The sequence below is a fragment of the Nocardia sp. NBC_00416 genome (genome assembly GCF_036032445.1).
Taxonomy (GTDB): Bacteria; Actinomycetota; Actinomycetes; order Mycobacteriales; family Mycobacteriaceae; genus Nocardia.
Window position 1 is genome coordinate 7,251,387 of record NZ_CP107932.1, and the last position, 24,064, is coordinate 7,275,450.

21 protein-coding genes and 1 tRNA gene are annotated in these 24,064 nt (G+C 68.2%); 16 read left to right on the forward strand and 6 right to left on the reverse strand.

The window, feature by feature from the left end; translation table 11 throughout:
- Positions 1 to 52: 52 nt before the first annotated feature.
- From OG804_RS31640 to OG804_RS31650, 3 genes are all read right to left on the reverse strand, one after another.
- On the reverse strand, positions 53 to 1,231 hold the full coding sequence (locus tag OG804_RS31640; protein WP_328392317.1) for an NAD(P)/FAD-dependent oxidoreductase: 1,179 nt from the start codon (positions 1,229 to 1,231) through the stop codon (positions 53 to 55).
- Between the two features lie 135 nt (positions 1,232 to 1,366).
- Positions 1,367 to 1,858, reverse strand: coding sequence for a MarR family winged helix-turn-helix transcriptional regulator (locus OG804_RS31645; RefSeq protein ID WP_328392320.1), 492 nt, complete (start codon positions 1,856 to 1,858; stop codon positions 1,367 to 1,369).
- A 178-nt stretch (positions 1,859 to 2,036) separates the two neighbouring features.
- Positions 2,037 to 2,501 (reverse strand): peroxiredoxin, encoded by a 465-nt coding sequence (locus tag OG804_RS31650; protein WP_328392322.1) that lies wholly within the window; start codon positions 2,499 to 2,501, stop codon positions 2,037 to 2,039.
- A gap of 65 nt (positions 2,502 to 2,566) precedes the next feature.
- Here OG804_RS31650 and OG804_RS31655 point away from each other — a divergent pair, with 65 nt between their 5' ends.
- From OG804_RS31655 to OG804_RS31695, 9 genes are all read left to right on the forward strand, one after another.
- Entirely contained in the window at positions 2,567 to 4,165 is a 1,599-nt protein-coding gene (locus OG804_RS31655) for an anthranilate synthase component I (protein WP_442941693.1), read from the forward strand.
- Positions 4,162 to 5,079, forward strand: coding sequence for a TIGR02234 family membrane protein (locus tag OG804_RS31660; protein WP_328392324.1), 918 nt, complete (start codon positions 4,162 to 4,164; stop codon positions 5,077 to 5,079). Before OG804_RS31655 ends, OG804_RS31660 begins: the two co-directional genes overlap by 4 nt.
- A 143-nt stretch (positions 5,080 to 5,222) precedes the next feature.
- Positions 5,223 to 6,041: an indole-3-glycerol phosphate synthase TrpC gene (gene trpC / locus OG804_RS31665; RefSeq protein ID WP_328392326.1), complete on the forward strand. Its 819-nt coding sequence runs from the start codon at positions 5,223 to 5,225 to the stop codon at positions 6,039 to 6,041.
- On the forward strand, positions 6,038 to 7,333 hold the full coding sequence (gene trpB / locus OG804_RS31670; protein ID WP_328392328.1) for a tryptophan synthase subunit beta: 1,296 nt from the start codon (positions 6,038 to 6,040) through the stop codon (positions 7,331 to 7,333). Before trpC ends, trpB begins: the two co-directional genes overlap by 4 nt.
- On the forward strand, positions 7,330 to 8,130 hold the full coding sequence (trpA, locus tag OG804_RS31675) for a tryptophan synthase subunit alpha (protein WP_328392330.1): 801 nt from the start codon (positions 7,330 to 7,332) through the stop codon (positions 8,128 to 8,130). The genes trpB and trpA overlap by 4 nt, the downstream gene beginning before the upstream one ends.
- 125 nt (positions 8,131 to 8,255) lie before the next feature.
- Entirely contained in the window at positions 8,256 to 9,530 is a 1,275-nt protein-coding gene (gene lgt / locus OG804_RS31680; protein ID WP_328398887.1) for a prolipoprotein diacylglyceryl transferase, read from the forward strand.
- A 103-nt stretch (positions 9,531 to 9,633) separates the two neighbouring features.
- On the forward strand, positions 9,634 to 10,191 hold the full coding sequence (locus OG804_RS32465) for a TM2 domain-containing protein (RefSeq protein ID WP_442941694.1): 558 nt from the start codon (positions 9,634 to 9,636) through the stop codon (positions 10,189 to 10,191).
- A 256-nt stretch (positions 10,192 to 10,447) separates the two neighbouring features.
- Positions 10,448 to 11,866, forward strand: coding sequence for a pyruvate kinase (gene pyk, locus OG804_RS31690; RefSeq protein WP_328392332.1), 1,419 nt, complete (start codon positions 10,448 to 10,450; stop codon positions 11,864 to 11,866).
- A 26-nt stretch (positions 11,867 to 11,892) separates the two neighbouring features.
- Complete coding sequence (locus OG804_RS31695) at positions 11,893 to 12,786, forward strand: acyl-CoA thioesterase (RefSeq protein ID WP_442941695.1); 894 nt, start codon at positions 11,893 to 11,895, stop codon at positions 12,784 to 12,786.
- A gap of 105 nt (positions 12,787 to 12,891) precedes the next feature.
- On the opposite strand, the gene OG804_RS31700 is transcribed toward OG804_RS31695, so the two are convergent.
- From OG804_RS31700 to OG804_RS31710, 3 genes are all read right to left on the reverse strand, one after another.
- A complete protein-coding gene (locus OG804_RS31700) occupies positions 12,892 to 13,299 on the reverse strand; it encodes a hypothetical protein (protein ID WP_328392334.1) in 408 nt (135 codons plus the stop codon).
- Positions 13,300 to 13,545: 246 nt separating this feature from the next.
- Positions 13,546 to 14,175: an arsenate reductase/protein-tyrosine-phosphatase family protein gene (locus tag OG804_RS31705; protein ID WP_328392336.1), complete on the reverse strand. Its 630-nt coding sequence runs from the start codon at positions 14,173 to 14,175 to the stop codon at positions 13,546 to 13,548.
- Positions 14,176 to 14,571: 396 nt separating this feature from the next.
- Positions 14,572 to 14,658, reverse strand: a tRNA-Leu gene (locus tag OG804_RS31710).
- A gap of 219 nt (positions 14,659 to 14,877) precedes the next feature.
- On the opposite strand from OG804_RS31710, the gene OG804_RS31715 reads away from it, so the two are divergent.
- From OG804_RS31715 to polA, 7 genes are all read left to right on the forward strand, one after another.
- Complete coding sequence (locus OG804_RS31715; protein ID WP_328392338.1) at positions 14,878 to 15,474, forward strand: ANTAR domain-containing response regulator; 597 nt, start codon at positions 14,878 to 14,880, stop codon at positions 15,472 to 15,474.
- Between the two features lie 210 nt (positions 15,475 to 15,684).
- Positions 15,685 to 16,932, forward strand: a complete 1,248-nt coding sequence (locus OG804_RS31720; protein ID WP_328392340.1) for a branched-chain amino acid ABC transporter substrate-binding protein — start codon at positions 15,685 to 15,687, stop codon at positions 16,930 to 16,932.
- Positions 16,933 to 17,026: 94 nt separating this feature from the next.
- The gene (locus tag OG804_RS31725; RefSeq protein ID WP_328392342.1) at positions 17,027 to 18,061 is read left to right on the forward strand and encodes a branched-chain amino acid ABC transporter permease; all 1,035 of its coding nucleotides are present in this window, start codon (positions 17,027 to 17,029) and stop codon (positions 18,059 to 18,061) included.
- A complete protein-coding gene (locus tag OG804_RS31730) occupies positions 18,058 to 19,464 on the forward strand; it encodes a branched-chain amino acid ABC transporter permease (protein WP_328392344.1) in 1,407 nt (468 codons plus the stop codon). Before OG804_RS31725 ends, OG804_RS31730 begins: the two co-directional genes overlap by 4 nt.
- Positions 19,461 to 20,504 (forward strand): ABC transporter ATP-binding protein, encoded by a 1,044-nt coding sequence (locus tag OG804_RS31735; protein ID WP_328392346.1) that lies wholly within the window; start codon positions 19,461 to 19,463, stop codon positions 20,502 to 20,504. Before OG804_RS31730 ends, OG804_RS31735 begins: the two co-directional genes overlap by 4 nt.
- Complete coding sequence (locus OG804_RS31740; RefSeq protein ID WP_328392348.1) at positions 20,504 to 21,262, forward strand: ABC transporter ATP-binding protein; 759 nt, start codon at positions 20,504 to 20,506, stop codon at positions 21,260 to 21,262. The genes OG804_RS31735 and OG804_RS31740 overlap by 1 nt, the downstream gene beginning before the upstream one ends.
- A gap of 46 nt (positions 21,263 to 21,308) precedes the next feature.
- A complete protein-coding gene (gene polA / locus OG804_RS31745; RefSeq protein ID WP_328392349.1) occupies positions 21,309 to 24,047 on the forward strand; it encodes a DNA polymerase I in 2,739 nt (912 codons plus the stop codon).
- The last annotated feature ends 17 nt before the right edge of the window (positions 24,048 to 24,064 follow it).

Consider the following 24,064-nt stretch of genomic DNA (forward strand, 5'->3'; position numbering starts at 1 on the left):
TGATCGGCGGCTGATGGCCCGCGGGACCGCGACGGCGGTCAGCTTGTCCGGATTACCGATCCCATAGCCGCTGTGTGGGCCGGATGCCGCCGCCCTTGCGCCAGACGGACGAACCGGGTTTGCGGGCCTCACGGCCGATGGCCCACAGCGTGCCCTTCGTGACCGCCTCCTTGATCGACCCGGCGACGCGGCCGCCGACCCGGCCGCCGAGGTAGATCGTGCCGGGCGAGTCGTCTTTGTGGGTGAAATGGAATGTGGCCGCCCGCCGGCCCAGACCGACATTGGTGGCCAGGTACGCCAGATCCAGCACGGCCGGCCGGACTCCGGCGATACGGCTGAGCACGGTGTCGGCGGCCGTCGCGCCGGTGGGTCCGGCGGTGTAGCAACTCATCCGCAGTGGCCGGCCCGACGGTGCGGACGCGTCGCCGGCGGCGACGATACGGTCGTCGTCCACGCTGGTCAGCGTCTCGTCGGTGAGCAGGCGGCCGAGGGGGTCGGTGCGCAGGCCGCTGACGGCGGCGAGCTCCGGCACACCGAATCCGGCGGTCCAGACGGTGATCGCGCTGGGACGTGTCGTGCCGGCGGCGAGGACCACGGCATCCGGCCGGACCTCGGCCACCACCTCGTTCTCGAGCAGCTCGACTCCGTGGCCGGTCAACCATCGGGCCACCGAGCGTCGGGCGGGTTCGGAGAACGACGGAGCCAGTCGGCCCCCGCAGATCAGCGTGACGGTCCGGCCTTGTTCGGCCAGTTCGGCGGCGGTCTCGATACCGGTGAGTCCGCCGCCGACCACGGTGATCCGGGCGTTCCCGGGCGCCGCGGCGAGAGCGTCGCGCAGTCGCGCGGCGTGTTCCAGTTCCGCTATGGAACAGGCGAATTCGGCCGCACCGGGAACTGCCGGAGGAGTGGCCGCCGTACTGCCGACGGCGTAGACGAGGTAGTCGTAGTGCAGCACGCCGCCCGCTGCCAGCCGCACCGCGCGCTCCGCGGGATCGATGCGGGTGGCGCTGTCCACCACCAGCTGTACCCGGTCACCGAGGAGGGTGCCGTAGTCGGCGGTGGCGTCGCCGGTCCCGGCCGCGAACTGGTGCAGCCGCAGCCGCTGGACGAATTCCGAACGCGGGTTCACGAGGGTGATATCGATATCGGTGTTCTGCTGCAGCCGGTTGGCCGCCAGACTTCCGGCGTAGCCGCCGCCGAGGACGACGATATGCGTGCGCTGTGCGGTCATCGGGATCTCCTGTTCGCTGGGGAGTGGTGCCCTCGAGATCCCGGCGGCGCCCCGTTTGTGACAAGGGCTGGAGAATTGGTGACTCAGATCACCGCGATGGCGGACCTGCGGCGGCGCCGCGGCCGATCGCACCGGTCAGCGTCCGGGCTCCGGCGCCGTCGGCTGTCCGGACCGGCCGAGCGTGGCGGCCAGATGTCCGGTGAGCGTTTCCCCCAGATCGGCGAGAGCGGCTGTCTGCTCAGCGTCCAATCCGTCGAACACCAGACGTCGAACCACATCCATGTAACCGGGCGCGGCTTCCACGACCTTCTGGTGACCTTCGTCGGTGAGCAGGGCGAGTACGCCGCGTCGACCCGCGGCGGCGGTGCGGGTGGCCCACCCCATCCGTTCGAGCTTGGACACCACATGCGACAGTCTGGATAGCGATGAATTAGCTCGTTGGGCGAGTTCGCTCATCTGCAGTCGCCGATCGGGCGCCTCCGAGAGCAGGGTGAGCACCCAGTACTCGAAATGCGTGACCCCGGATTCTCGCTGCAGATCGGTATCCAGGGCGCCGGGCAGGCGGTTCAACAGTGCGACCACCGCGCGCCAGGCGCGTCCTTCCACCGGGTTCAGCCAATCCGTCACTAGTCCGCCTTCTCTCCACCCCGGCGACGATTTGCGGCAGCGGTCGCCCGGCTACAGAGAGTTTGCCACGACTTCGCTCGTTCTTGTGGCATCTCGGAAATGAAGGTGAGTTCATTCACAAACCCGGCGGGCCCGGTGGCGCGGCGCCGATCCACACGACGGCGGTGGTGGTGCGGATTCAGGCTCCGGGGCGGGCGCGCAGGAACTCCAGCGCTCGGTCCGCGTGCACATTCGCGCGCAACTCGGCGCTGATCACCGTGCCGATCCGGCGGTCGGTATCGATCACGAAGGTATGCCGTTTCACCGGCATCAGCTTGCCCAGCAGTCCGCGTTTGACCCCGTACTGCTCGGCGACCGTGCCGTCGGCGTCGGACAGGAGCGGGTACCCGAGCCGCTGCGATCCCGCGAATCCGGCCTGCACGTCCACCGCGTCGGCGCTGATCCCCGCGCAGCTCGCGCCCAGGGCGGCGAACTCGGCGGTGAGGTCGCGGAAATGACATGCCTCCGCCGTGCACACCGGGGTGTTCGCGGCCGGGTAGAAGAACAGGACGAGCGGCCCGCCGGCCAGCAGGGAATCCAGGGAGCGTTGCGTTCCGGTCTGGTCGGGAAGTTCGAACACCGGGGCGAGCTGGCCGATCTGCATACCCGGACAGTACCGGGACGGCGGGTCGCGCGGGGTGCGTCGCGACCTCGCCGGGCCGAGCTGGAATGATGACACGAATGCACGGCGCGCCCACTCCCGCGACTACCACTCGCGAACGTTTCCTCGAACTCGCCGCCGAACACCGGGTCGTCCCGGTGACCCGGAAGGTGCTGGCCGATTCGGAGACTCCACTGTCGGCCTACCGCAAACTGGCCGGAGATCGAGCGGGCACCTTCCTGTTCGAATCAGCGGAGAACGGGCGGTCCTGGTCGCGCTGGTCGTTCATCGGCGCCGGCAGCCCGTCCGCGCTCACCGCTGTGGACGGCGCCGCCACCTGGCTGGGCGCCACCCCCGCGGGCGCGCCGTCCGGCGGCGATCCCCTGGACGCGCTGCGCGAAACCCTGGAGCTGCTGCGCACCGAACGGCTGCCCGGTCTGCCCCCGCTCACCGGCGGGATGGTCGGCTACCTCGGTTATGACGCGGTGCGGCGGATGGAACGGCTGCCCGAGCACGCGATCGATGATCTGCAACTGCCGGAGATGGTGCTGCTGCTGGCCACCGATCTGGCCGCGTTCGACCATCACGAAGGCGCGATCACGCTGATCGCCAACGCGGTGAACTGGAACGGTACCTCCGAGAACGCCGATGCCGCCTATGACGACGCCGTCGCCCGGCTGGACCGGATGACCGCCGCGCTCGGCGCGCCCGCACCGTCCACAGTCTCGGTGTTCGACCAGCCCGAACCCGATTACCGGCGAGCCCGGACCCCGGACGAGTACGGCGCCGGTGTGCGCCGCCTGGTCTCGGAGATCGAGGCCGGTGAGGCGTTCCAGGTGGTGCTGTCGCAGCGATTCGAGATGGACTTCGGCGGCGCGCCCATCGATCTCTATCGCATGCTGCGCGCGGCCAACCCGAGCCCGTACATGTTCCTGCTGCACATCCCGGACGGCGCCGGCAACACCGCGTTCTCCATCGTCGGGTCCAGCCCGGAGGCGCTGGTCGCGGTCCAGGACGGGGTCGCGACCACTCATCCGATCGCGGGCACCCGCTGGCGCGGGGCCACCGAGGAGGACGATCTGCTGCTCGAGAAGGGCCTGCTGGCCGACGAGAAGGAGAACGCCGAACACCTCATGCTGGTCGATCTCGGTCGCAACGATCTGGGCCGGGTCTGCCTCCCGGGTACGGTGCGGGTCACCGAGTACCGGCACGTCGAGCGGTACAGCCATGTGATGCATCTGGTGTCCACGGTCACCGGCCGGCTCGCCCCCGGCAAGATCGCGCTCGACGCGGTGCGCGCCTGCTTCCCGGCCGGAACCCTCTCCGGTGCCCCCAAGGTCCGGGCGATGCAGCTGATCGAGGAACTCGAGCCCACCCGGCGCGGCGTATACGGCGGGGTGGTCGGCTACCTGGATTTCGCCGGTGACGCCGATACCGCGATCGCCATCCGCACCGCCCTGCTCAAGGACGGTATCGCCTATGTGCAGGCGGGTGCGGGCGTGGTGGCCGATTCCGAGGCAGAGTACGAGGACACCGAATCGCGCAACAAGGCGATGGCCGTACTCCGCGCCGTCGCCGCCGCCGAGACCGTGCGCGCGTTCCAGGACGAAGGCGCCGGTGAGACGGATCGGGAGGCGGCGGCCTCGGTTCCTGGAGGCAGCGTATGACCGACGCCGACGACGATCCGGCCGCGATACCCACCGCGAACTCGGCAGCGGCTCCGAACGGTGACAGCGCCGCTCCCGCCCCTGGTGCGGCCCGGCCGCGGCCGGTCGACTGGGGCGACGAGGAAGTGCTGTCCGCCGCGGCGCCGGCCGGGCCCTCCCCGGCCGGACGCTATCCGGTGGCCGCGCTCGTCCTGCTGGCCGTGGGCGCGGCCGCGCTGTGGGGATCCTCCCGGCTGACCTGGGTCACCGTCACCTCCGCGGACGGACTCACCGAACCCCGCACCGACGAGTTGAACGGCGGCGTCTGGTTCGGCGCGCTGACTCCGCTGGCGCTCGTGCTGCTGGCCGCCATCGCCGCGGTGGTCGCGACCCGCGGCTGGGTCCGCCGGATCGTGGGGGTGCTGGTCGCGTTGATCGCGGCGGTCACCGCGGTACCGGCGCTGGCACTGCTCACCGGGTCCGGCGCCACCGAGCAGCGGGCGGCGACGCTGGCCGAACTGCCCGGCCGTGCCGACGTGCAGGAGTTGGCGACCGCGCCGCTGCCCGCGCTGCTCACCCTCGCCGGTGCGCTGGCCGCGTTCGGCGCGGGGCTGCTGCTGGCCCGGATGCCGGCCGGCGCCAAAGGACTCTCCGGGAAATACGACAGTCCGGGGGCACGCAAGGCGGCCGCCACCGAGGCGGTCGCGCACCAGTCCTCCGGCGGTCCGCTGCCGGAACGGGTGCTGTGGGACGCACTGGACGCCGGCGCCGATCCGACCGACTCCGTGCGGCCGGGCCCGGGCACGGTCACCAGCGACGACGCGCCCGGCGCGCCGGAAACCACCCGGGGAAGCGCGGCCGGCCCCGCCGGGGAGGCGAACCGGCCGGATACAGCCCGGAAACCGGGCGCATCGGATTCCGATGCCACCCCGTAGCAGGCCGGTCCGGGCCAGGTGATCCGCCCCCGGCGTCGCCGCGCCGCACCCGGCCATTTACTCTTGTTCAGCATCGGTGAGACATCGCCTGGGGGAATCCTGCAGGCAGTAACTCGCGTCTCCCCAGAAAGGATTCGAGCCAGATGACGGTACTCGACTCGATTCTCGACGGGGTCCGCTCGGATGTAGCCGCTCGGGAAGCGGTGCTGGACTTCCCCGCGGTGAAGGCAGCGGCCGCCGCCGCAGTGCCTCCGCTCGATGCGAAGGCAGCGCTCCTCGAAGACGGCATCGGCGTGATCGCCGAGGTCAAGCGGGCCAGCCCCTCCAAAGGGGCACTAGCCGAGATCATCGATCCGGCCAGTCTCGCCAAGTCCTACGAGGACGGTGGCGCCCGGATCATCAGCGTGCTCACCGAGGGCAGGCGCTTCCACGGATCGCTCGACGACCTCGACGCGGTCCGCGCGACGGTGACCATTCCGGTGCTGCGCAAGGATTTCGTGGTCGGTCCCTACCAGATCCACGAGGCCCGCGCGCACGGCGCCGACGTGATCCTGCTGATCGTGGCCGCGCTGGAGCAGGACACGCTGGCCTCGCTCATCGATCGCACCGAATCGCTCGGGATGACCGCGCTGGTCGAGGTGCACACCGAGGAAGAGGCCGATCGCGCCCTCACCGCGGGCGCGTCGGTGATCGGGGTCAACGCCCGCAACCTCAAGACGCTCGAGGTCGACCGGGACTGCTTCTCCAGGATCGCCCCCGGCCTACCCACCGAAGTGGTCCGGATCGCCGAATCCGGGGTCCGCGGGACGGCCGATCTGCTCGCTTACGCCGGCGCCGGCGCCGACGCGGTACTGGTGGGCGAAGGGCTGGTCACCAGTGGCGACCCGCGCGCGGCGGTTTCCGAGCTGGTCACCGCGGGCACGCACCCGTCCTGCCCGAAACCGGCCCGGCGGGGACGATGATGGCGTCGGCCGGGCCGTCGTCCACCAGCGTCCCGTTGCCCGCCGCCAGCCGGGGGGTGGCGCAGCGCAGCGAACACGAGCCCGATGAGGGCGGCCATTTCGGCGTCTACGGCGGCCGGCATGTGCCCGAGGCGCTGATGGCGGTGATCGAGGAGGTCACGGCCGAGTACGACAAGGCTCGCCTGGACCCGGACTTCCTGGCCGAGCTCGATCGGCTGCAGCGTGACTACACCGGTCGCCCGTCACCGGTCTTCGAATGCGTCAATCTGGCCGAGCAGGCCGGGGGCGCGCGGATTCTGCTCAAACGGGAGGATCTGAACCACACCGGCTCGCACAAGATCAACAATGTGCTGGGCCAGGCACTGCTCGCCAAGCGGATGGGCAAGACCCGGGTCATCGCGGAAACGGGAGCCGGCCAGCACGGTGTCGCGACCGCCACCGCGTGCGCGCTGCTCGGCTTGCAGTGCATCGTCTATATGGGCGCGGTGGATACCGCGCGGCAGGCGTTGAACGTGGCCCGGATGCGACTGTTGGGCGCCGAGGTCATCTCGGTGACCCTGGGTTCGCAGACGCTCAAGGACGCGATCAACGAGGCGCTGCGCGATTGGGTCACCCACGCCGACGACACCTACTACTGCTTCGGCACCGCCGCCGGCCCGCATCCGTTCCCGGTGATGGTCCGCGATTTCCAGCGGGTCGTCGGGCTGGAGGCTCGCGCGCAGGTGCAGTCCCTGACCGGGCGGCTGCCGGATGCGGTCGCCGCCTGCGTGGGCGGCGGCTCCAATGCCATCGGCATCTTCCACGCCTTCATCGACGATCCCGGGGTCCGGTTGGTCGGGTACGAGGCCGCCGGCGACGGTGTGGACACCGGACGGCATGCCGCCACCTTCGCCGGTGGGTCGCCGGGCGCGTTTCAGGGCGCCTACTCGTATCTGCTGCAGGACGAGGACGGGCAGACCATCGACTCGCATTCCATCTCCGCCGGACTCGACTACCCCGGCGTCGGCCCCGAGCACGCATTCCTGCGGGATACCGGCCGTGCCCAGTACCTGCCGATCACCGATACCGCCGCGATGGACGCGCTGCTGCTGCTGAGCCGCCGCGAGGGCATCATCCCGGCCATCGAATCCGCGCACGCGGTGGCCGGGGCCATCGAACTCGGCCGCGAACTCGGCGAGGGCGCGATCATCCTGGTGAACCTGTCCGGTCGCGGCGACAAGGATATGGATACCGCCGCCCACTGGTTCGGGCTCTTCGATGATGCGGACAGCGGCAAGGAGAACGGTCAGTGAGTTCCGATTCGCGGCTCGGCGCCACGTTCGCCGCCTGCCGGGCCGAGGGGCGCGCCGCGCTCATCGGTTACCTTCCCGCCGGATACCCCGACCTCGACAGTTCCCGTCAGGTCGTGCGGGCGATGGTCGAATCCGGTTGCGATATCGTCGAAGTCGGCGTCGCCTACTCCGATCCGGTGATGGACGGGCCCACCATCCAGGCCGCGGCCGAGCAGGCGCTGCGCGGCGGGGTGCGGGTACGGAACGTGTTCTCCGTGGTCGAGGCCGTCACCGACGCCGGGGCGCAAGCCGTGGTGATGAGCTACTGGAATCCGGTGCTCAAATACGGCGTGGATCGTTTCGCCCGGGACCTTTCCGCGGCCGGTGGCGCCGGCATCATCACCCCGAATCTCATCCCGGAGGAAGCGGGCGACTGGTTCGCGGCGTCGGATGCGCACGCTCTGGACCGGATCTTCCTGGTCGCCCCCTCGTCCACCGAGGAGCGCCTGGCCAGCACGATCGACGCCAGCTCCGGGTTCGTCTACGCCGCGTCCACCATGGGCGTCACCGGAGCCCGTGACGCGGTGTCGAGCATGGCGCCCGCGCTGTGCGCCCGGATCCGCGAGCACAGCGATATTCCGATCGGAGTCGGGCTCGGGGTGCGCTCCGGAGCGCAGGCGGCCGAGATCGCCGGTTACGCAGACGGCGTGATCGTCGGCTCCGCACTCGTATCGGCCGCTGGTACGGGCCTGGACGCGGTCCGCGTGCTGACCCGGGAGCTGGCCGAGGGCGTCCGCACCGCCGCCGTCGCATCCTGACCCGCCCGGAATGACACACGGGTGGAGCCCGGGCTTGCCCTGACAACCGGCTCGACTACGGTTGCCCCGTGACCGTTCTCGCCGCACCGGAAACCGTCCTGCCCGCCGGCACCCCCGGCGGCGCCGTGCCGCACGCTGCCGAGCTGCTGGCCTATCTGCCCAGTCCGCCGCAGGGCGTCTGGGAGATCGGGCCGTTCCCGCTGCGCGCGTACGCGGTCTGCATCATCATCGGCATCATCGTCGCCATCTGGTGGGGCGAGAAACGCTGGCAGGCCCGCGGCGGCGAAGCGGGCACCGTACTGGACGTCGCGGTCTTCGCGGTCCCGTTCGGTCTCATCGGCGGCCGTCTCTACCACGTCGCCACGGACTGGCAGAAGTACTTCGGCGCCGACGGCAACCCGATGGACGCGCTGAAGATCTACCAGGGCGGTCTCGGGATCTGGGGTGCGGTGTTCTTCGGCGCCGTCGGCGCCTGGATCGCCTGCCGTATCTACAAGATTCCGTTGCCCGCGCTCGGCGACGCCGTGGCGCCGGCGATTCTGCTCGCCCAGGCCATCGGCCGGCTCGGCAATTACTTCAACCAGGAACTCTACGGCCGGGAGACCGATCTGCCGTGGGGTCTCGAGATCTATCTGCGGTTCGACGAGTCCGGCCGACTCGACATGATGAACGGTGTGTCCTCCGGCGAGGTGCATTCGATCGTGCACCCCACGTTCCTCTACGAACTGATATGGAACGTGCTCGTGGTGGTGGCGCTGGTGCTGATCGACCGCCGCTTCCGGATCGGCCACGGCCGGCTGTTCGCGCTGTACGTCGCGGGCTACTGCTTCGGCCGCTTCTTCGTCGAACTCATGCGTGACGACGAGGCCACCCATCTCGCCGGCATCCGGATCAATTCGTTCACCTCCGGCCTGGTGTTCCTCGCGGCGATCGCCTACGTCCTGTTCGCGACGAAGGGCCGGGAGACTCCCGCCCAACTGAGCCCCGACGCGGGTCCCCGCCCCTGGCCCTGGCAGATCGGCGCACTGCGTACGGCGGGTGCGGCCGGGGGTGCGACCGATTCCGTTGTCGCCGCGGACGAGACGCCTGGTGAGGGCGCGGACGGCCCCGCCGAGCCGGAGTCGGCGACGGAGACCTCGGGTGAGCCGGCGGAGTCGGAGGGCGCCGAGGAGAAGGCGGAGTCCGACGAACCGGCTGCGGCTTCGGACTCGGCGGCTTCGGACTCGGCGGGATCGGAGTCGGCGGGCGCGGACTTGGCAAGTGCGGAGTCGGCGGGCGCGGAGTCGGAGTCGGAGTCGGCCGGGTCGGGGTCGGCGGTGACCGCCACCGAATCATCCGATGATTCGGTCGCGGACCGGAACGGCGACACCGCCGAATCCGGCGCTGCGCGAAGCAAATAGGACGCTGCCAGGCGGCCCGGGAGGCCGTCTGGCAGCATCTTGTCGGAGGGGAGGCGACAACCGGTTGTCCTCCGCTGCCGGGGGTACTACCCAAGGAGGAACGATGACCGATCCGTACCAGCAGGGCGGACCGCAGTACGGCGCACCCGGGCCCGGCCCGGATCTGAGCAAATCGCCCGGCGCGCCGGGCTATCCGTCGCAGCCGCAGCCGCAGCCCTACCAGTCCCAGCCGTATCCGTCGCAGCCGCAGCCCTATCCGGGCCAGCCGGGTCCGCAGTACGGTCAGCCGCAGGGTTACGGTCAGCCGCCGCCCGGGTACGGTCAGCCGCCGCCCGGGTACGGTCAGCCGCCGCCCGGGTACGGCCCGCCGATGGGGCCGGGCGGATACAACCCGATGGATCCCGAAGCACCCTATGGCCGCGATATCAACGGCGTGCCGTACTCGGACAAGCAGAAACTGACCGCCGGTCTGCTGCAGATCTTCCTGGGTTCGTTCGGCGCCGGCCGGTTCTACATCGGTGATACCGGTATCGCCGTGGCTCAGATCGCGGCCACCTGGCTCACCTGTGGGCTCGGCGGTATCTGGCCGCTGATCGACGGCATCATGATGCTCACCGGCAGTGTGCAGGACACCCAGGGGCGTCCGCTGCGCGAGAACTGACCAGCCACGTACAGGTCGGACCCCCGGTGCCGCCGGGGGTCCGATGCGTTCCGGGGGCAGGATCACCGGCCCCCACCTGCCCCGGAACACCGCTGGGCCACGATCGTATCGGCGCGCGGAATTCATCGTCGGGTAACAGCGCGATCAACCAGGTGGATCACCATGATTCACGCAGGTGTCCATTCTCGCGTTCCGGAGACGCCCGGCCCGCGGGCCGGGCGGGACGGGACATCCCGGCAGGATTAGGCTTCGACACGTGATGCGACGGACGAAGATTGTGTGCACCCTCGGCCCGGCCACTGCCACCGAGGAACGTATTCGAGAGCTCGTCGAGAGTGGGATGGATGTCGCGCGGCTCAACTTCAGCCACGGCGAGCACTCCGACCACGCCGAAAACTACAAGAAGGTGCGGCAGGCCTGCGACGACCTCAGCCGCGCCGTCGGCATACTCGCCGACCTGCAGGGCCCCAAGATCCGGCTGGGCCGCTTCGCCGAGGAACGGACCGTCTGGGCGACCGGTGAGACCGTTCGAATCACGGTCGACGATATCGTCGGCAGCCACGATCGGGTCTCCACCACCTACAAGCAGCTCGCCGCCGACGCCAAATCGGGCGATCGGCTGCTGGTCGACGACGGCAAGGTCGGCCTGGAAGTGATCCGCGTCGAGGGCAACGACGTGGTGTGCGAGGTCACCGAGGGCGGGCCGGTCAGCAACAACAAGGGTGTTTCGCTGCCGGGTATGGACGTTTCGGTCCCCGCGCTCTCCGAGAAGGACATCGAAGACCTGGAATTCGCCCTCAACCTGGGCGTGGACTTCATCGCGCTGTCGTTCGTGCGTTCGCCGTCCGATATCGAACTGGTGCACGAGGTGATGGATCGGGTCGGCCGGCGGGTGCCGGTGATCGGCAAACTGGAGAAGCCGGAGGCCATCGACAACCTCGAGGCCATCGTGCTGGCTTTCGACGCGGTGATGGTGGCCCGCGGCGACCTCGGTGTGGAGCTGCCGCTCGAGCAGGTGCCGATCGTGCAGAAGCGGGCGATCCAGATGGCGCGGGAGAACGCCAAGCCGGTGATCGTCGCCACCCAGATGCTCGAATCGATGATCGAGAACTCCCGGCCCACCCGTGCGGAGGCCTCGGACGTGGCGAACGCCGTGCTCGACGGCGCCGACGCGGTGATGCTGTCCGGGGAGACCTCGGTCGGCAAGTATCCGATCGAGACGGTGCGCACCATGGCCCGCATCGTGCACGCGGTGGAAACCGAATCCACCAGCGTCCCACCGCTGACGCATACGCCGCGTACCAAGCGCGGCGTCATCTCCTACGCGGCGCGCGATATCGGCGAGCGTCTCAACGCCAAGGCGCTGGTCGCGTTCACCCAGTCCGGTGACACGGTGCGCCGCCTGGCGCGGTTGCACACCCCGCTGCCGCTGCTGGCGTTCACCCCGCTGCCCGAGGTGCGCAGCCAGCTCGCGCTGACCTGGGGTACCGAAACGTTCATCGTGCCCACCGTGGACAGCACCGACGCGATGATCCAGCAGGTCGATCAGGCGCTGCTGAGCATGAACCGCTACACCAAGGGCGACCTGGTGGTCATCGTGGCGGGCTCCCCGCCCGGTACCGTCGGCTCGACGAACCTGATCCATGTGCACCGCATCGGCGAGGAGGACCACTGAATGCCCGAGGACCGCGGAGTCACGGGGTGAGCGCGCCGGTGGACGATACCGCGGCCGGCGAGCGCAACGATCTCGACACCCTGCTCGGGCTGCTGGATCTCGAGGAGATATCCGCGGACGTCTTCCTCGGACATCATCCGGAGAAGGTGGCCAGCCGGACGTTCGGCGGGCAACTGGTGGCGCAGGCGCTCGTCGCGGCGGGCCGCACCGCCGGGCAGCGCCCCATCCATGCCCTCAACGCCCATTTCGTGCGGGGCGGCGATGTGAAGAAGCCGATCGAATTCCATGTCGAGCGGCATCGTGACGGTCGCGCCTTCGCCAATCGCACCGTCACCGCCATCCAGGACGGCCTGGAACTGTTCGTCATGCTGGCCTCCTTCCAGGAATGGGGGAAGGGCCTCGAGCATGCGCACGCGCGGCCGGAGGTGCCCGACCCGGAGACGCTGCCCCGGATCCAGGAGAGTTTCGCCGGATTCGAGGACAAACTCGAGATGTTCGTCAATGCTCCGCATCCGATCGATATGCGGTATACGAACGATCCGTCCTGGATCATGAAGGGGACCGGCGAGAAGCTCAACCACAACCGGGTGTGGATGCGCGCCGACGGTGAGCTGCCGGACGACCCGCTGATCCATGTCGCGGCACTGAGCTACTCCTCCGACACCACCGTGCTGGATTCGATCATCACCACGCACGGCTTGTCCTGGGGGCTTGACCGGATCGTCGCCGCGACGGTGAACCATTCCATCTGGTTCCACCGGCCGTTCCGATTCGACGAGTGGGCCCTGTACGCGACCGAGTCTCCGGTCGCCGCCGGGTCGCGCGGGCTGGCCACGGGTCGCTTCTACTCCCGCGCGGGTGAGCTGCTCGCCACCACCGTGCAGGAAGGCGTGATCCGGCACTTCCCGGCCCGCCGCTGAGCGAGGCCGGTCGGGCAGTGCTCGATTAGGAGCCTTCGCTGCTCGATTAGGAGCCTTCGCTGCTCGATAAGGAGCCGCTGCCCGGTCAGAGCCCGAGCTGCCGGATCAGAGTCGTTCCGACAGCTTCGGCTCCATCTCGACATCTGTGCGCTGTTCGGCGCTGAACGTGAAGGGAGCGCCGGGGCGCAGCGTGTCCAGACCCCGGAGTAGCCGGCGCTCCAGCGCGTCGATATAGCCGTCGGTGAGCTCGGCAGGATCCCCGACGAGACTCAACGCGATCTCGAAGGTCGCGTGCCCGTCCGGTTCCGCACCCGGATTTCCGGCGCGCCAGCGGCTGTCCAACGCGCGGTGCCGGGAATCGTCTTCGGCGACGGGCAGGGTGAAACGCCACGCGCAGACGTCACCGTCGCCCAACTGTTCGGCGAGTTCAGCTCTGACGGTATCGACCAGACCTTCCAGGATTTCCGGTGTCACATAAACATGAAGCGAAACATCCGAAATGCGTTTCGGCATGCCTGATTCCTGTCGTGTGTCGAACCTGCAACGGAAGTGGATTCTCGAATCTGTGTACCGGGTCGCGAGTGTAGTGCCCGCAACACGAAAAGTCAGGGCACGGGTCGGTATTCGACGCGCCCGCAGGTGCGAGCCGTCGGCGCGGATACTCCCTGCGCACCGCGCCCTCACTGCCGTTCGAGGGTCCGCGCCGCATCGGTTGGCGCGCGCCGCGCGCCGGTCAGGCGGATATTCGGACGCGCGGCGTCACGCGTACCAGCCGGTGTGCTGGGCCGCGACCAGTGGAGACAACCGGGTCGATGACCTGCCCGGCCGGACTATCAGCGGTGGTCGTCCCCGGTGCTGGTCCCCGGGCGTGGCGGTGGGTGCCAGAGCCACCAACAGCGGCACCAGGGCATCGGCGATCTTGTCGCCGACCTCGCAGTAGGCCTGGGCGGACAGGCCCACCGGGTCGGCGATGTTCTCCCGCCCCACCCGGGACAGATCGTGGCGCGAGCGATGCAGGTCGGCGACGGTGCGGGCGCCGGTGATCCGCGCGATCCGGTGGGCCTCCAGCAATGTGAAGGCGCGCGCGGCCGAACCGGCGGCCAGTTCGGTCGCCTCGTCACGGATGTTCTCGGTCATGGTGAGTACCAGATCCGCGCGATCGATATGCTCGGGTCGGAGTTTGCGAGCACGAAAACCACTGGGATCCCCACCGAGTCCGATAATGGCCTCGGCCGCCCGCGGTTCCACCGGAAAACCGACCAGGGCCCGGGTACCGGCGCTCTCGGCGGTGACCCCGGCGAGCCGGTATTCGACCGCGATGGAGCGGGTGAGCCGTTCGGCGAGTACCGACCGGCACACATTTCCATTGCAGACGAACAGGATGTGCATATCGCTACGGTAATTCGCGCGAAAGCGGCCGAGCGGCGCTGTCCGTGCAATATCACAGCGGTCTGGTGATGAATTCATCTGCGTGCAGCATGCCGTATACGAATAGATCCTGGATTTATTCCTCGGTAAACACATTGTTTCGGTGACGCCCGTACCCATCTCCCCATCTCGGGATCGGGCGCCGGCCGGTACCCCGTACATCCGTGCCTTCTCCGGCGCCGGGATCACCGCTGAAGCAGCTCGCCGATCGCGGGGGAGTTCGCTTCAGGCGGCTGATCGTCACGGCATCGTTCGTGGACCACTTGGATGCGGGAACGAAGAGAGGGGCCGTCGGCGGGTGGCCTGTCACGGACTGTGAGGGGGAGTCGGGCCGGATCCGGAAATGCCGTCCGACCTTGGTGCCGAGTGTGGGACTCGAACCCACACGTCCTTCCGGACAACGGTTTTTGAGACCGTCGCGTCTGCCAGTTCCGCCAACTCGGCGCACCGGGTGCACATGTTATCCGCTCACCGGCCGGATCACCGAATCGCGGGTCACGGAATCTGGGGAGACCCACGTTACGCAGGGTATATGCACCTTCGATCTGGGTGAAAGGTAGTCTCTACACCACCCGATCGCGTGACGGCGGATCGACGGCCGTGGATCGGCCGGATCCGCCGTCGCCGTATCGGGACGAGGCATCGGAACCAGAGGGGTCGTATATGAGCACTAGTGCGGACGCCGGGGCGAAACGCGTGGTCGTCGCCGAGGACGAGGCGTTGATCCGGATGGACCTGGTCGAGATGCTGACCGAAGAGGGATACCAGGTCGTGGGTGAGGCCGGGGACGGTCAGCAGGCGGTCGACCTGGCCGTGGAGCACCGTCCGGACCTGGTGATCATGGATGTGAAGATGCCGCGCCGGGACGGGATCGACGCCGCCGCCGAGATCGCCTCGAAACGTGTTGCGCCGGTGGTGATCCTCACCGCGTTCAGCCAGCGTGACCTGGTGGAGCGGGCCCGTGACGCCGGCGCGATGGCCTATCTGGTCAAACCGTTCACCAAATCCGATCTGGTGCCGGCCATCGAACTGGCGGCCAGCCGCTTCCACGAGATCACCGCGCTGGAGAGCGAGGTCGCGAGCCTTTCCGATCGGCTGGAGACCCGCAAACTCGTCGAACGGGCCAAAGGGGTGCTGATGCAGACCCAGGGGCTGAGCGAGCCGCAGGCGTTCAAATGGATCCAGCGCACCGCGATGGACCGCCGGACCACCATGAAAGCGGTCGCCGAGGTCGTTCTGGAGAACCTCGCGCCGCAATGAGTCCGGGTCCGCCCGCGGCCCCTACCGCACGTCGACTCCCACGCACGAGGATTTAACGCTCCCGCAACACAAGTCGGAAAAGAACTGGTGACGACATCATCGGAGATGATCCGAATGTGACGCGGGATCAACATGCCGGAGTTATGTTTCTCCCGAGCCGGCGTGGCCGGCTTCCTCGGCCGAGGTTGATGAGGAACATAGGGGTAGATCGTGCTTGGTTCGACATGGCTGTCGGGTACGCCCCGGCGCGGACGCACGGTACGCGGGTTACTGAGTGTCGGCGCGGCAGCCGCATTGGTCCTGACCGGATGCGGTGACAAGACCGCGAACGATCCGGAGACACCCGGCGGCGGTGGACTGTCCATCCAACCGCTGATGCAGATCGACGCGGCGGGCAAGGAAGTGCCGGCCGCCGATACCGCCGCCGCCGCGGATCCGGCGGGTAAGGGTTCGGCCACCTGTCCGCCGACCACCACCGTCGCCATGGCCGGCGCGCTGACCGGCCCGGACGCGGCATTGGGCATCAATATGGTCAACGGTGTGAAGCTGGCGCTGGATCAGCACAACAAGGCGAACAAGGGCTGCCAGATCCAGCTGAAGGAGTTCGATACCGAGGGCGATCCGCAGAAGGCCAGCCAGGTGATCCCGCAGATCGTCAACGATCCGTCGGTCCTCGGCCTGGTCGGTCCCGGTTTCTCCGGCGAGACCAAGGCCACGGGCCAGATCCTCAGCGACGCCGGCCTGGTCGCGGTCACCTCCTCGGCCACCAATGCCACGCTCACCGAGAACGGCTGGAAGACCTTCTTCCGCGGCCTGGCCAACGACGACGTGCAGGGCCCGTCGGTGGCGAAATACCTGGTCGACAACGCGGGCTACAAGAAGGTCTGCGTGATCCAGGACAACACCGATTACGGTGTCGGCCTGGCCGCGAGTATCACCACGGGGCTCGGCGCCGCGGCCGATCCCGCGTGCGCCGCCAGTATCAAAAAGGGTGACAAGGACTTCTCCGCCACGGTCACCAAGATCTCCCAGGCGCAACCGGACGCGATCTTCTACTCCGGCTACTACGCCGAGGCCGCTCCGCTGGTGCAGCAGTTGCGCTCGGGTGGCGTGGACGCCACCTTCGTCTCCGCCGACGGCACCAACGATCCGCAGTTCGTCTCCCAGGCCGGCGGCTCGTCGGAAGGCGCGGTGCTGTCCTGCCCGTGCGGTCCGGCGCCCGGTGAGTTCGCCCAGGCCTACGAAGAACTGAACGGCCAGGCGCCGGGCGTGTACTCGGTAGAGGCCTACGATCTGGCCACCATCCTCGCGGCCGGTATCGACGCCGGGAAACTCACCCGCCCGGACCTGCTGGAATTCGTGCGCGGATACAGCGGGGACGGCCTGGCCCGGCACTACCAGTGGAACGCGAACGGGGAGCTTTCCTCCGCATTGATCTGGGTCTACGAGGTCGGATAACGCGTGTGTGAGCGGTACGCGCACCGGATTCGCCGGGAGCGCGTACCGCTCGCTGCGCGGGTGCGGGTCCGATGATGATGAGGGCGGATTACGAATGACAGCATCCTTGCCGGCCGCGGTTGTGCTGGCGCAGGGATCGATCGATTTCAACTATGAGGGCGTGATCGATCAGTTCTGGCGGCTGACGGTCGACGGTTTGTCCTACGGTGCGATCTATGCGTTGGTCGCGGTGGGATACACCCTGGTCTACGGTGTGCTCCGGCTGATCAACTTCGCGCATTCCGAGGTATTCATGCTCGGCATGTTCGGGCAGTACGTCGGCCTGATGCTGCTGGGTTTCGCGCCGAGCGGCAATGTGTACACGGAGGGCATCGCCCTCACAGTCACCTATATGGGTCTGGCGATGCTCTTCGGGATGGTGGTTTCCGGAGCGGCCGCGGTCGGCTTGGAAAGGGTGGCCTACCGGCCGCTGCGCCGACGCGGCGCCAGACCGCTGACCTTCCTGATCACCGCCATCGGCATGTCCTTCGTGCTGCAGGAATTCGTGCACTTTGTGCTGCCGAAACTCTGGCCGGATCTGGGCGGCACCAATGCCCAGCAGCCGATCATGCTGGTCGAACCGACAGTGCAGTTCAGCATCGGCGGCGCCGACGTCACCAATGTGACGCTGGTGATCGTCGTGTCGGCCGTCGTCCTGGCCGCCCTGGCCGAACTGGTCATCAATCGGACCCGGTTCGGTCGCGGTATCCGGGCTGTGGCCCAGGATCCCGATACCGCCACCCTCATGGGGGTCTCGCGGGAGCGGGTCATCATGCTGACCTTCCTCATCGGCGGGCTGCTGGCCGGCGCCGCGGCCATGCTGTACGTGATGAAGATTCCCAACGCCATCATCTTCTCCGGCGGTTTCGTGCTCGGGATCAAAGCGTTCAGCGCCGCCGTGCTCGGCGGTATCGGCAACTTGCGCGGCGCGCTGCTCGGCGGACTGCTGCTCGGCCTGGTGGAGAGCTACGGCCAGATGCTGTTCGGCACCGAATGGCGCGATGTGGTGGCGTTCGTGGTGTTGGTGCTGGTGCTGTTCTTCCGGCCGACCGGCATTCTCGGCGAAAGCCTCGGGAGGGCCCGCACATGAGCACAGTGACCATGCGGAAGCCCGCGGGCCACGGCTTGGGTGATGAGATCCGCGCCTGGTGGGCGGGGCTGAGCCGGCCCGCGCAATGGGCGGTCGGGGTGCCCGCTATTGCGGTGCTGGCCCTGCTGCCGCTGTTCCCGCCGCCGCTGCTGGACACCCCGGGCACCAGTTTCGGCGGCGTGATGGCGCAGTTCGCCATGTACGCCTTGATCGCCATCGGTCTCAATGTCGTGGTCGGTCAAGCCGGTCTGCTGGACCTCGGCTACGTGGGCTTCTATGCCGTCGGCGCCTACACCGTCGGTTTGCTGACGAGCCCGAACAGTCCGTGGAACCAGACCGACGGTGGCCTGCTGGACCCGGAGTGGGCGTGGTTGGCGTGTGTACCGCTGGCGATTCTGGTGACCGCCGTCTCGGGGTTGATCCTCGGTTCGCCGACCCTGCGACTGCGCGGCGACTATCTGGCCATCGTGACCCTCGGCTTCGGTGAGATCGTGCGCCTGCTCGCCGACAACCTGGGTGAACTCACCAACGGCAGTCTCGGACTGTCCGGCATCGCCTATCCTCGCTTCGGCGAATCCGAGACCCATCCCAACGGTGTCTTCTCCGCCGGCAATGTCGGTGCCCCGGACAGTTCGAATCTGTTCGACCGCGCCAATTCCGGTACCTGGTGGTATTGGGTGGGCATGTTCGCCGTGATCGTGGTGTTGCTGCTGGTCGGCAATCTGGAGCGCAGCCGGGTCGGCCGGGCGTGGGTGGCGATCCGCGAGGACGAGGACGCCGCCGAGATCATGGGGGTGCCCACGTTCAAGTTCAAACTGTGGGCGTTCATGATCGGCGCCGGTATCGGCGGGCTGTCCGGCGCCCTGTTCGCGGGCCAGGTGCAGTTCATCAACCCGACCGGGTTCAACATCATCAACTCGATGCTGTTCCTGTGCGCGGTGGTGATCGGCGGCCAGGGCAACAAACTCGGGGTGATCGTCGGGGCCTTCCTCGTGGTGTACCTGCCGAACCGGCTGATGTCGGTGGAGATCACCGACGACGAGTCCACCGGCTACCTCTTGCTCGCGATCGCGGTCGTGCTGGTCGCGGTGCTGCTGATCGGATGGCGGGTCCGGGCCCGTGCGCTGACGGGACCGCTGCGCTGGGTGTATCTGGCGGTGACCGTCCTGGCGGCGGTGTACGCCGTACTGCTGCTGAGCAGTGTGCTCATGTTCTACGACGGCGGTGCGCGCAGCCTCGGCGACCTGAAGTATCTCTATTTCGGCATCGCACTGGTGGTGATGATGATCCTGCGACCCCAGGGCCTGTTCCCGGTCCGGCAGAAACTGCTCGCCTACGGCCGGCAGATCGCCCGGGCCGTCCGCCGCCCGGGCAAGGGCGCCGCCGCGGAGGTGACGTCGTGACCGGACCGAACGCGGGCGACGCCCTGTTCGACAACGAGGATCTGGCTGCCGGATACGCGGCCGAGCGTAAGGCCGAGTCGGCGGGCGAAGTGGATGTGACCGCCGTCGACCCGGCGCTGGCCGACGCGGCGACGGTCGCCGAGGTGGTCGCCGCGCACCGGGAGATCCGCACCGAGGTCGGGGAGCCGCTGCTGCGCACCGAGAACCTCACCGTGAAGTTCGGCGGGCTCACCGCCCTGGACGCGGTGAGCTTCGAGATCAGGCGCGGGGAGATCCTCGGTCTCATCGGACCCAACGGCGCGGGCAAGACGACCTGTTTCAACGCGATCACCGGCGTGTACCGGCCCGCGGCAGGCACGGTGTACTTCGACGGCAGACCGCTCACCAAGACCAAACGGAACGCGATCACCCGGCTGGGTATCGCCCGGACCTTTCAGAACGTCCGGTTGTTCGGTGAGATGACCGCACTGGAGAACGTGGTGGTGGGCACCGACGCGCGGCACCGGACGTCCGTGCCGGGCGCGTTGCTGCGGACACGCCGGCATCGCTGGGAGGAGCGTGACGCCATCGAAAGGGGGATGGCGCTACTGGAATTCGTCGGTATCGCGCCGCGCGCGGTGGAGAAGGCGCGCAACCTCTCCTACGGCGATCAGCGCCGTCTGGAGATCGCCCGCGCGCTCGCGACCGAACCGAAGCTGCTGTGCCTCGACGAGCCGGCCGCCGGGTTCAATCCGAGCGAGAAGTCCGCGCTGATGGACCTGATCCGCAAGATCCGTGACGACGGGTTCACCGTCCTGCTGATCGAGCACGATATGCGGCTGGTGATGGGGGTGACCGATCGGATCGTCGTGCTGGAGTTCGGTCGCAAGATCGCCGACGGCCTGCCCGCGCAGATCCGCACCGATCCCGCCGTGATCGCCGCCTATCTGGGGGTGCCCGACGACGAGCTGACCTCCGCGGACGTTTCGGCGTCCACCGCGGCGCTGCGTGCGGAACAGGACACGGCGCGCGACGCCGGCGACGGATCGGAGGACCGGTGATGACCGGATCGCGGAACCAGGTCGGCACGGCGGGCGCCGAGCCCTTGCTGGAGGTGACCGATATGGTCGTGGGATACGGCAGAATCGAGGCGCTGCACGGTGTTTCGATCCGGGTGGCGCAGGGGGAGCTGGTGACTCTGCTGGGCGCGAACGGGGCCGGTAAAACCACCACCATGCGCGCCCTGTCGGGACTGTTGCCGCTGACTCGCGGGCGCATCCTGTTCGACGGCAGGGATATCAGCCGGTTGCCGGCGCACCAGCGGGTGATCGCCGGCCTGGTACAGGCGCCCGAGGGGCGGGGCGTCTTTCCGGGGATGACCGTCGAGGAAAACCTGGAGATGGGCTGCTACGCCCGGCCTTTCAAGAAGAAGACCGAACACGCCGCCGCGCTGGACCGGGTCTTCGAGTTGTTTCCGCGCTTGCGGGAGCGGCGCAAACAGGTCGGGGGCACGCTGTCCGGCGGCGAACAGCAGATGCTCGCCATCGGCCGCGCACTCATGGCCCGCCCGCGGCTGCTGCTCCTGGACGAGCCGTCCATGGGGTTGGCGCCGATGGTGATCCAGCAGATCTTCCGGATCATCGCCGAGATCAATGCCGGCGGGACCACCGTGCTGCTGGTGGAACAGAACGCCCGCCAGGCGCTGGCCCGCAGCGACCGGGCCTACATCCTGGAGACCGGGGCGGTCGTCAAAACCGGGCCCGGACGTGAGCTGCTGGACGATCCCGCGGTGCAGGCCGCCTATCTGGGCGTCGGCTGAGGTCGGCGGAGACGGGTGTCGGTGGGGGTCCCTAGACTCTCGGGGTGTGACCCCACCGACCACTGCGCAGCCGACGACCACCGCCGATACTTCCGATTCCTCGGGGGAACGGCCGACGCTGCTGCTACTGGACGGGCATTCGCTGGCCTACCGCGCTTTCTACGCACTGCCCGCGGAGAACTTCCAGACGGTCACCGGTCAGACCACCAACGCGGTGTACGGGTTCACCGCCATGCTCATCAACCTGCTGCGCGACGAGAAGCCCACCCATGTCGCGGCGGCCTTCGACGTATCCCGGCAGACTTTCCGGGTCGACGCGTTTCCGGAGTACAAGGCGAACCGGTCCGCGACACCCGATGAATTCCGCGGGCAGGTCGAGCTCACCAAGGAGGTCCTGGGCGCGCTCGGCATCCCGGTGATGGCGATCGAGGGATATGAGGCCGACGACATCATCGCCACCCTCACCACCCAGGCCGCCCCGCAGGGCTATCGGGTGCTCATCGTCACCGGCGACCGTGATGCGATCCAGCTGGTCGGTGACGACGTGACGGTGCTGTATCCGCGCAAGGGCGTCTCCGAGCTCACCCGGTTCACGCCCGAGGAGGTCGAGAAGAAATACGGCCTCACACCCACCCAGTACCCCGACTACGCCGCGTTGCGGGGCGACCCGAGCGACAATCTCCCCGGAATTCCCGGCGTGGGCGAGAAGACCGCCGCCAAATGGATCCGCGAATACGGTGACCTGAACACCCTGGTCGACAAGGTGGACGAGGTCCGCGGCAAGGTCGGCGACGCGCTGCGCGCCAATCTGAGCAGTGTGGTGCTCAACCGGCAGCTCACCGAGATGGTGCGGGAAGTCCCGCTGCCCTACACCCCCGACCAGCTGGCACAGGGGGCCTGGAACCGCGAGCGGATCCATCAGCTGTTCGACGATCTGGAATTCCGGGTGCTGCGCGACCGGCTCTTCGAGACCCTGGCCCCGCCCACCGTCGAGGCCGAATCGGGTTTCGAGATCAGCGGGCAGACGCTGGAACCGGGCAGTGTCGCGGATTGGCTCGCCGAACACGCGAAAGGCGGTGCCCGGCACGGGATTTCCCTGGCGGGTAACGGGGTGCCCGCCGCCGGAGACGTGCGTGCCCTCGCCATCGCGGCGGCGGACGGGGAGTCCGGCTATATCGACGTCACCGCTCTCACGGCGGACGACGATGCGGCGCTCGGCGCCTGGCTCGCCGACCCGACCCGCGGCAAGGCGCTGCACGAGGCCAAGAGCGCCCTGCACGCGCTGCGCGGTCGCGGCTGGAGGCTGGCCGGCCTCACCAGCGATACCGCGCTCGCGGCCTATCTGGTCCGGCCCGGCCAGCGCAGCTTCAACCTCGACGACCTGTCCCTGCGCTACCTGCACCGCGAACTGCGCACCGAAACCGAAGCGGCGCCGCAACTGTCACTGCTGGACGCCGAAGACGCGGTCGACGCGGAACTCGCGCAGAACGAAATGCTGCGCGCCCGCGCCGTCGCCGATCTGGCCGATGCGCTGGACGCGGAGCTCGCGAAGATCGAATCCACGCCACTGCTCGACGAGATGGAACTGCCACTGCTCGGCGTACTCGCCGAACTCGAGGACGCCGGAATCGCGGTCGACACCGATCAGCTCGGCCAATTGCAACGTCAGTTCGCCGATAAGGTCGCCGAGGCCGCGAACGCCGCCTACGACGTGATCGGCAAACAGATCAATCTGGGTTCCCCCAAACAGCTGCAGGTGGTCCTGTTCGACGAACTCGATATGCCGAAGACCAAACGCACCAAAACCGGTTACACGACCGACGCCGACGCGCTGGAATCGCTCTACGAGAAGACCGAGCACCCGTTCCTACAGCATCTGCTCGCGCACCGGGACGCCACCCGCCTCAAGGTCACCGTCGACGGTCTCTTGAAAGCCGTCGCCGACGACGGCCGGATCCACACCACCTTCAACCAGACCATCGCGGCCACCGGCCGGCTGTCGTCCACCGAACCCAACCTGCAGAACATCCCCATCCGCACCGATACCGGCCGGATGATCCGCGATACGTTCGTGGTGGGCGCGGGCTACGAATCGCTGATGACCGCCGACTACAGCCAGATCGAGATGCGGATCATGGCGCATCTGTCCGGCGACGAAGGCCTGATCGAAGCGTTCAACTCCGGCGAGGACCTGCACAGCTTCGTCGCCTCCAAAGCCTTCGACATCCCGATCTCGGAGGTCACCCCCGAACTGCGGCGGCGGATCAAGGCGATGTCCTACGGACTGGCCTACGGGCTGAGCTCCTACGGCCTGTCCGCGCAGCTCAAGATCAGCACGCAGGAGGCGAAGGAGCAGATGGACATCTACTTCGCCCGGTTCGGCGGAATCCGCGACTATCTGCACGCCGTCGTGGAGCAGGCCCGCAAGGTCGGCTACACGCAGACCCTCTTCGGTCGCCGCCGCTACCTGCCCGACTTGGACCACAGCAACCGTCAGCGCCGCGAAGCCGCCGAACGGATGGCCCTCAATGCCCCGATCCAGGGCACGGCCGCCGATATCATCAAGGTCGCGATGATCAACGTGCACACCGCGCTCACCGAGACCGAACTCCGCTCCCGGATGCTGCTGCAGATCCACGACGAATTGGTCTTCGAGGTCGCGCCCGGCGAACAGGAACCGCTGCGGGAACTCGCGCTGGACAAGATGTCCTCGGCCATCGAACTCTCTGTACCGCTGAGTGTTTCGGTGGGCGTGGGCCGCAGTTGGGACTCGGCGGCCCACTGAACCGGGTCGTCGCCGCG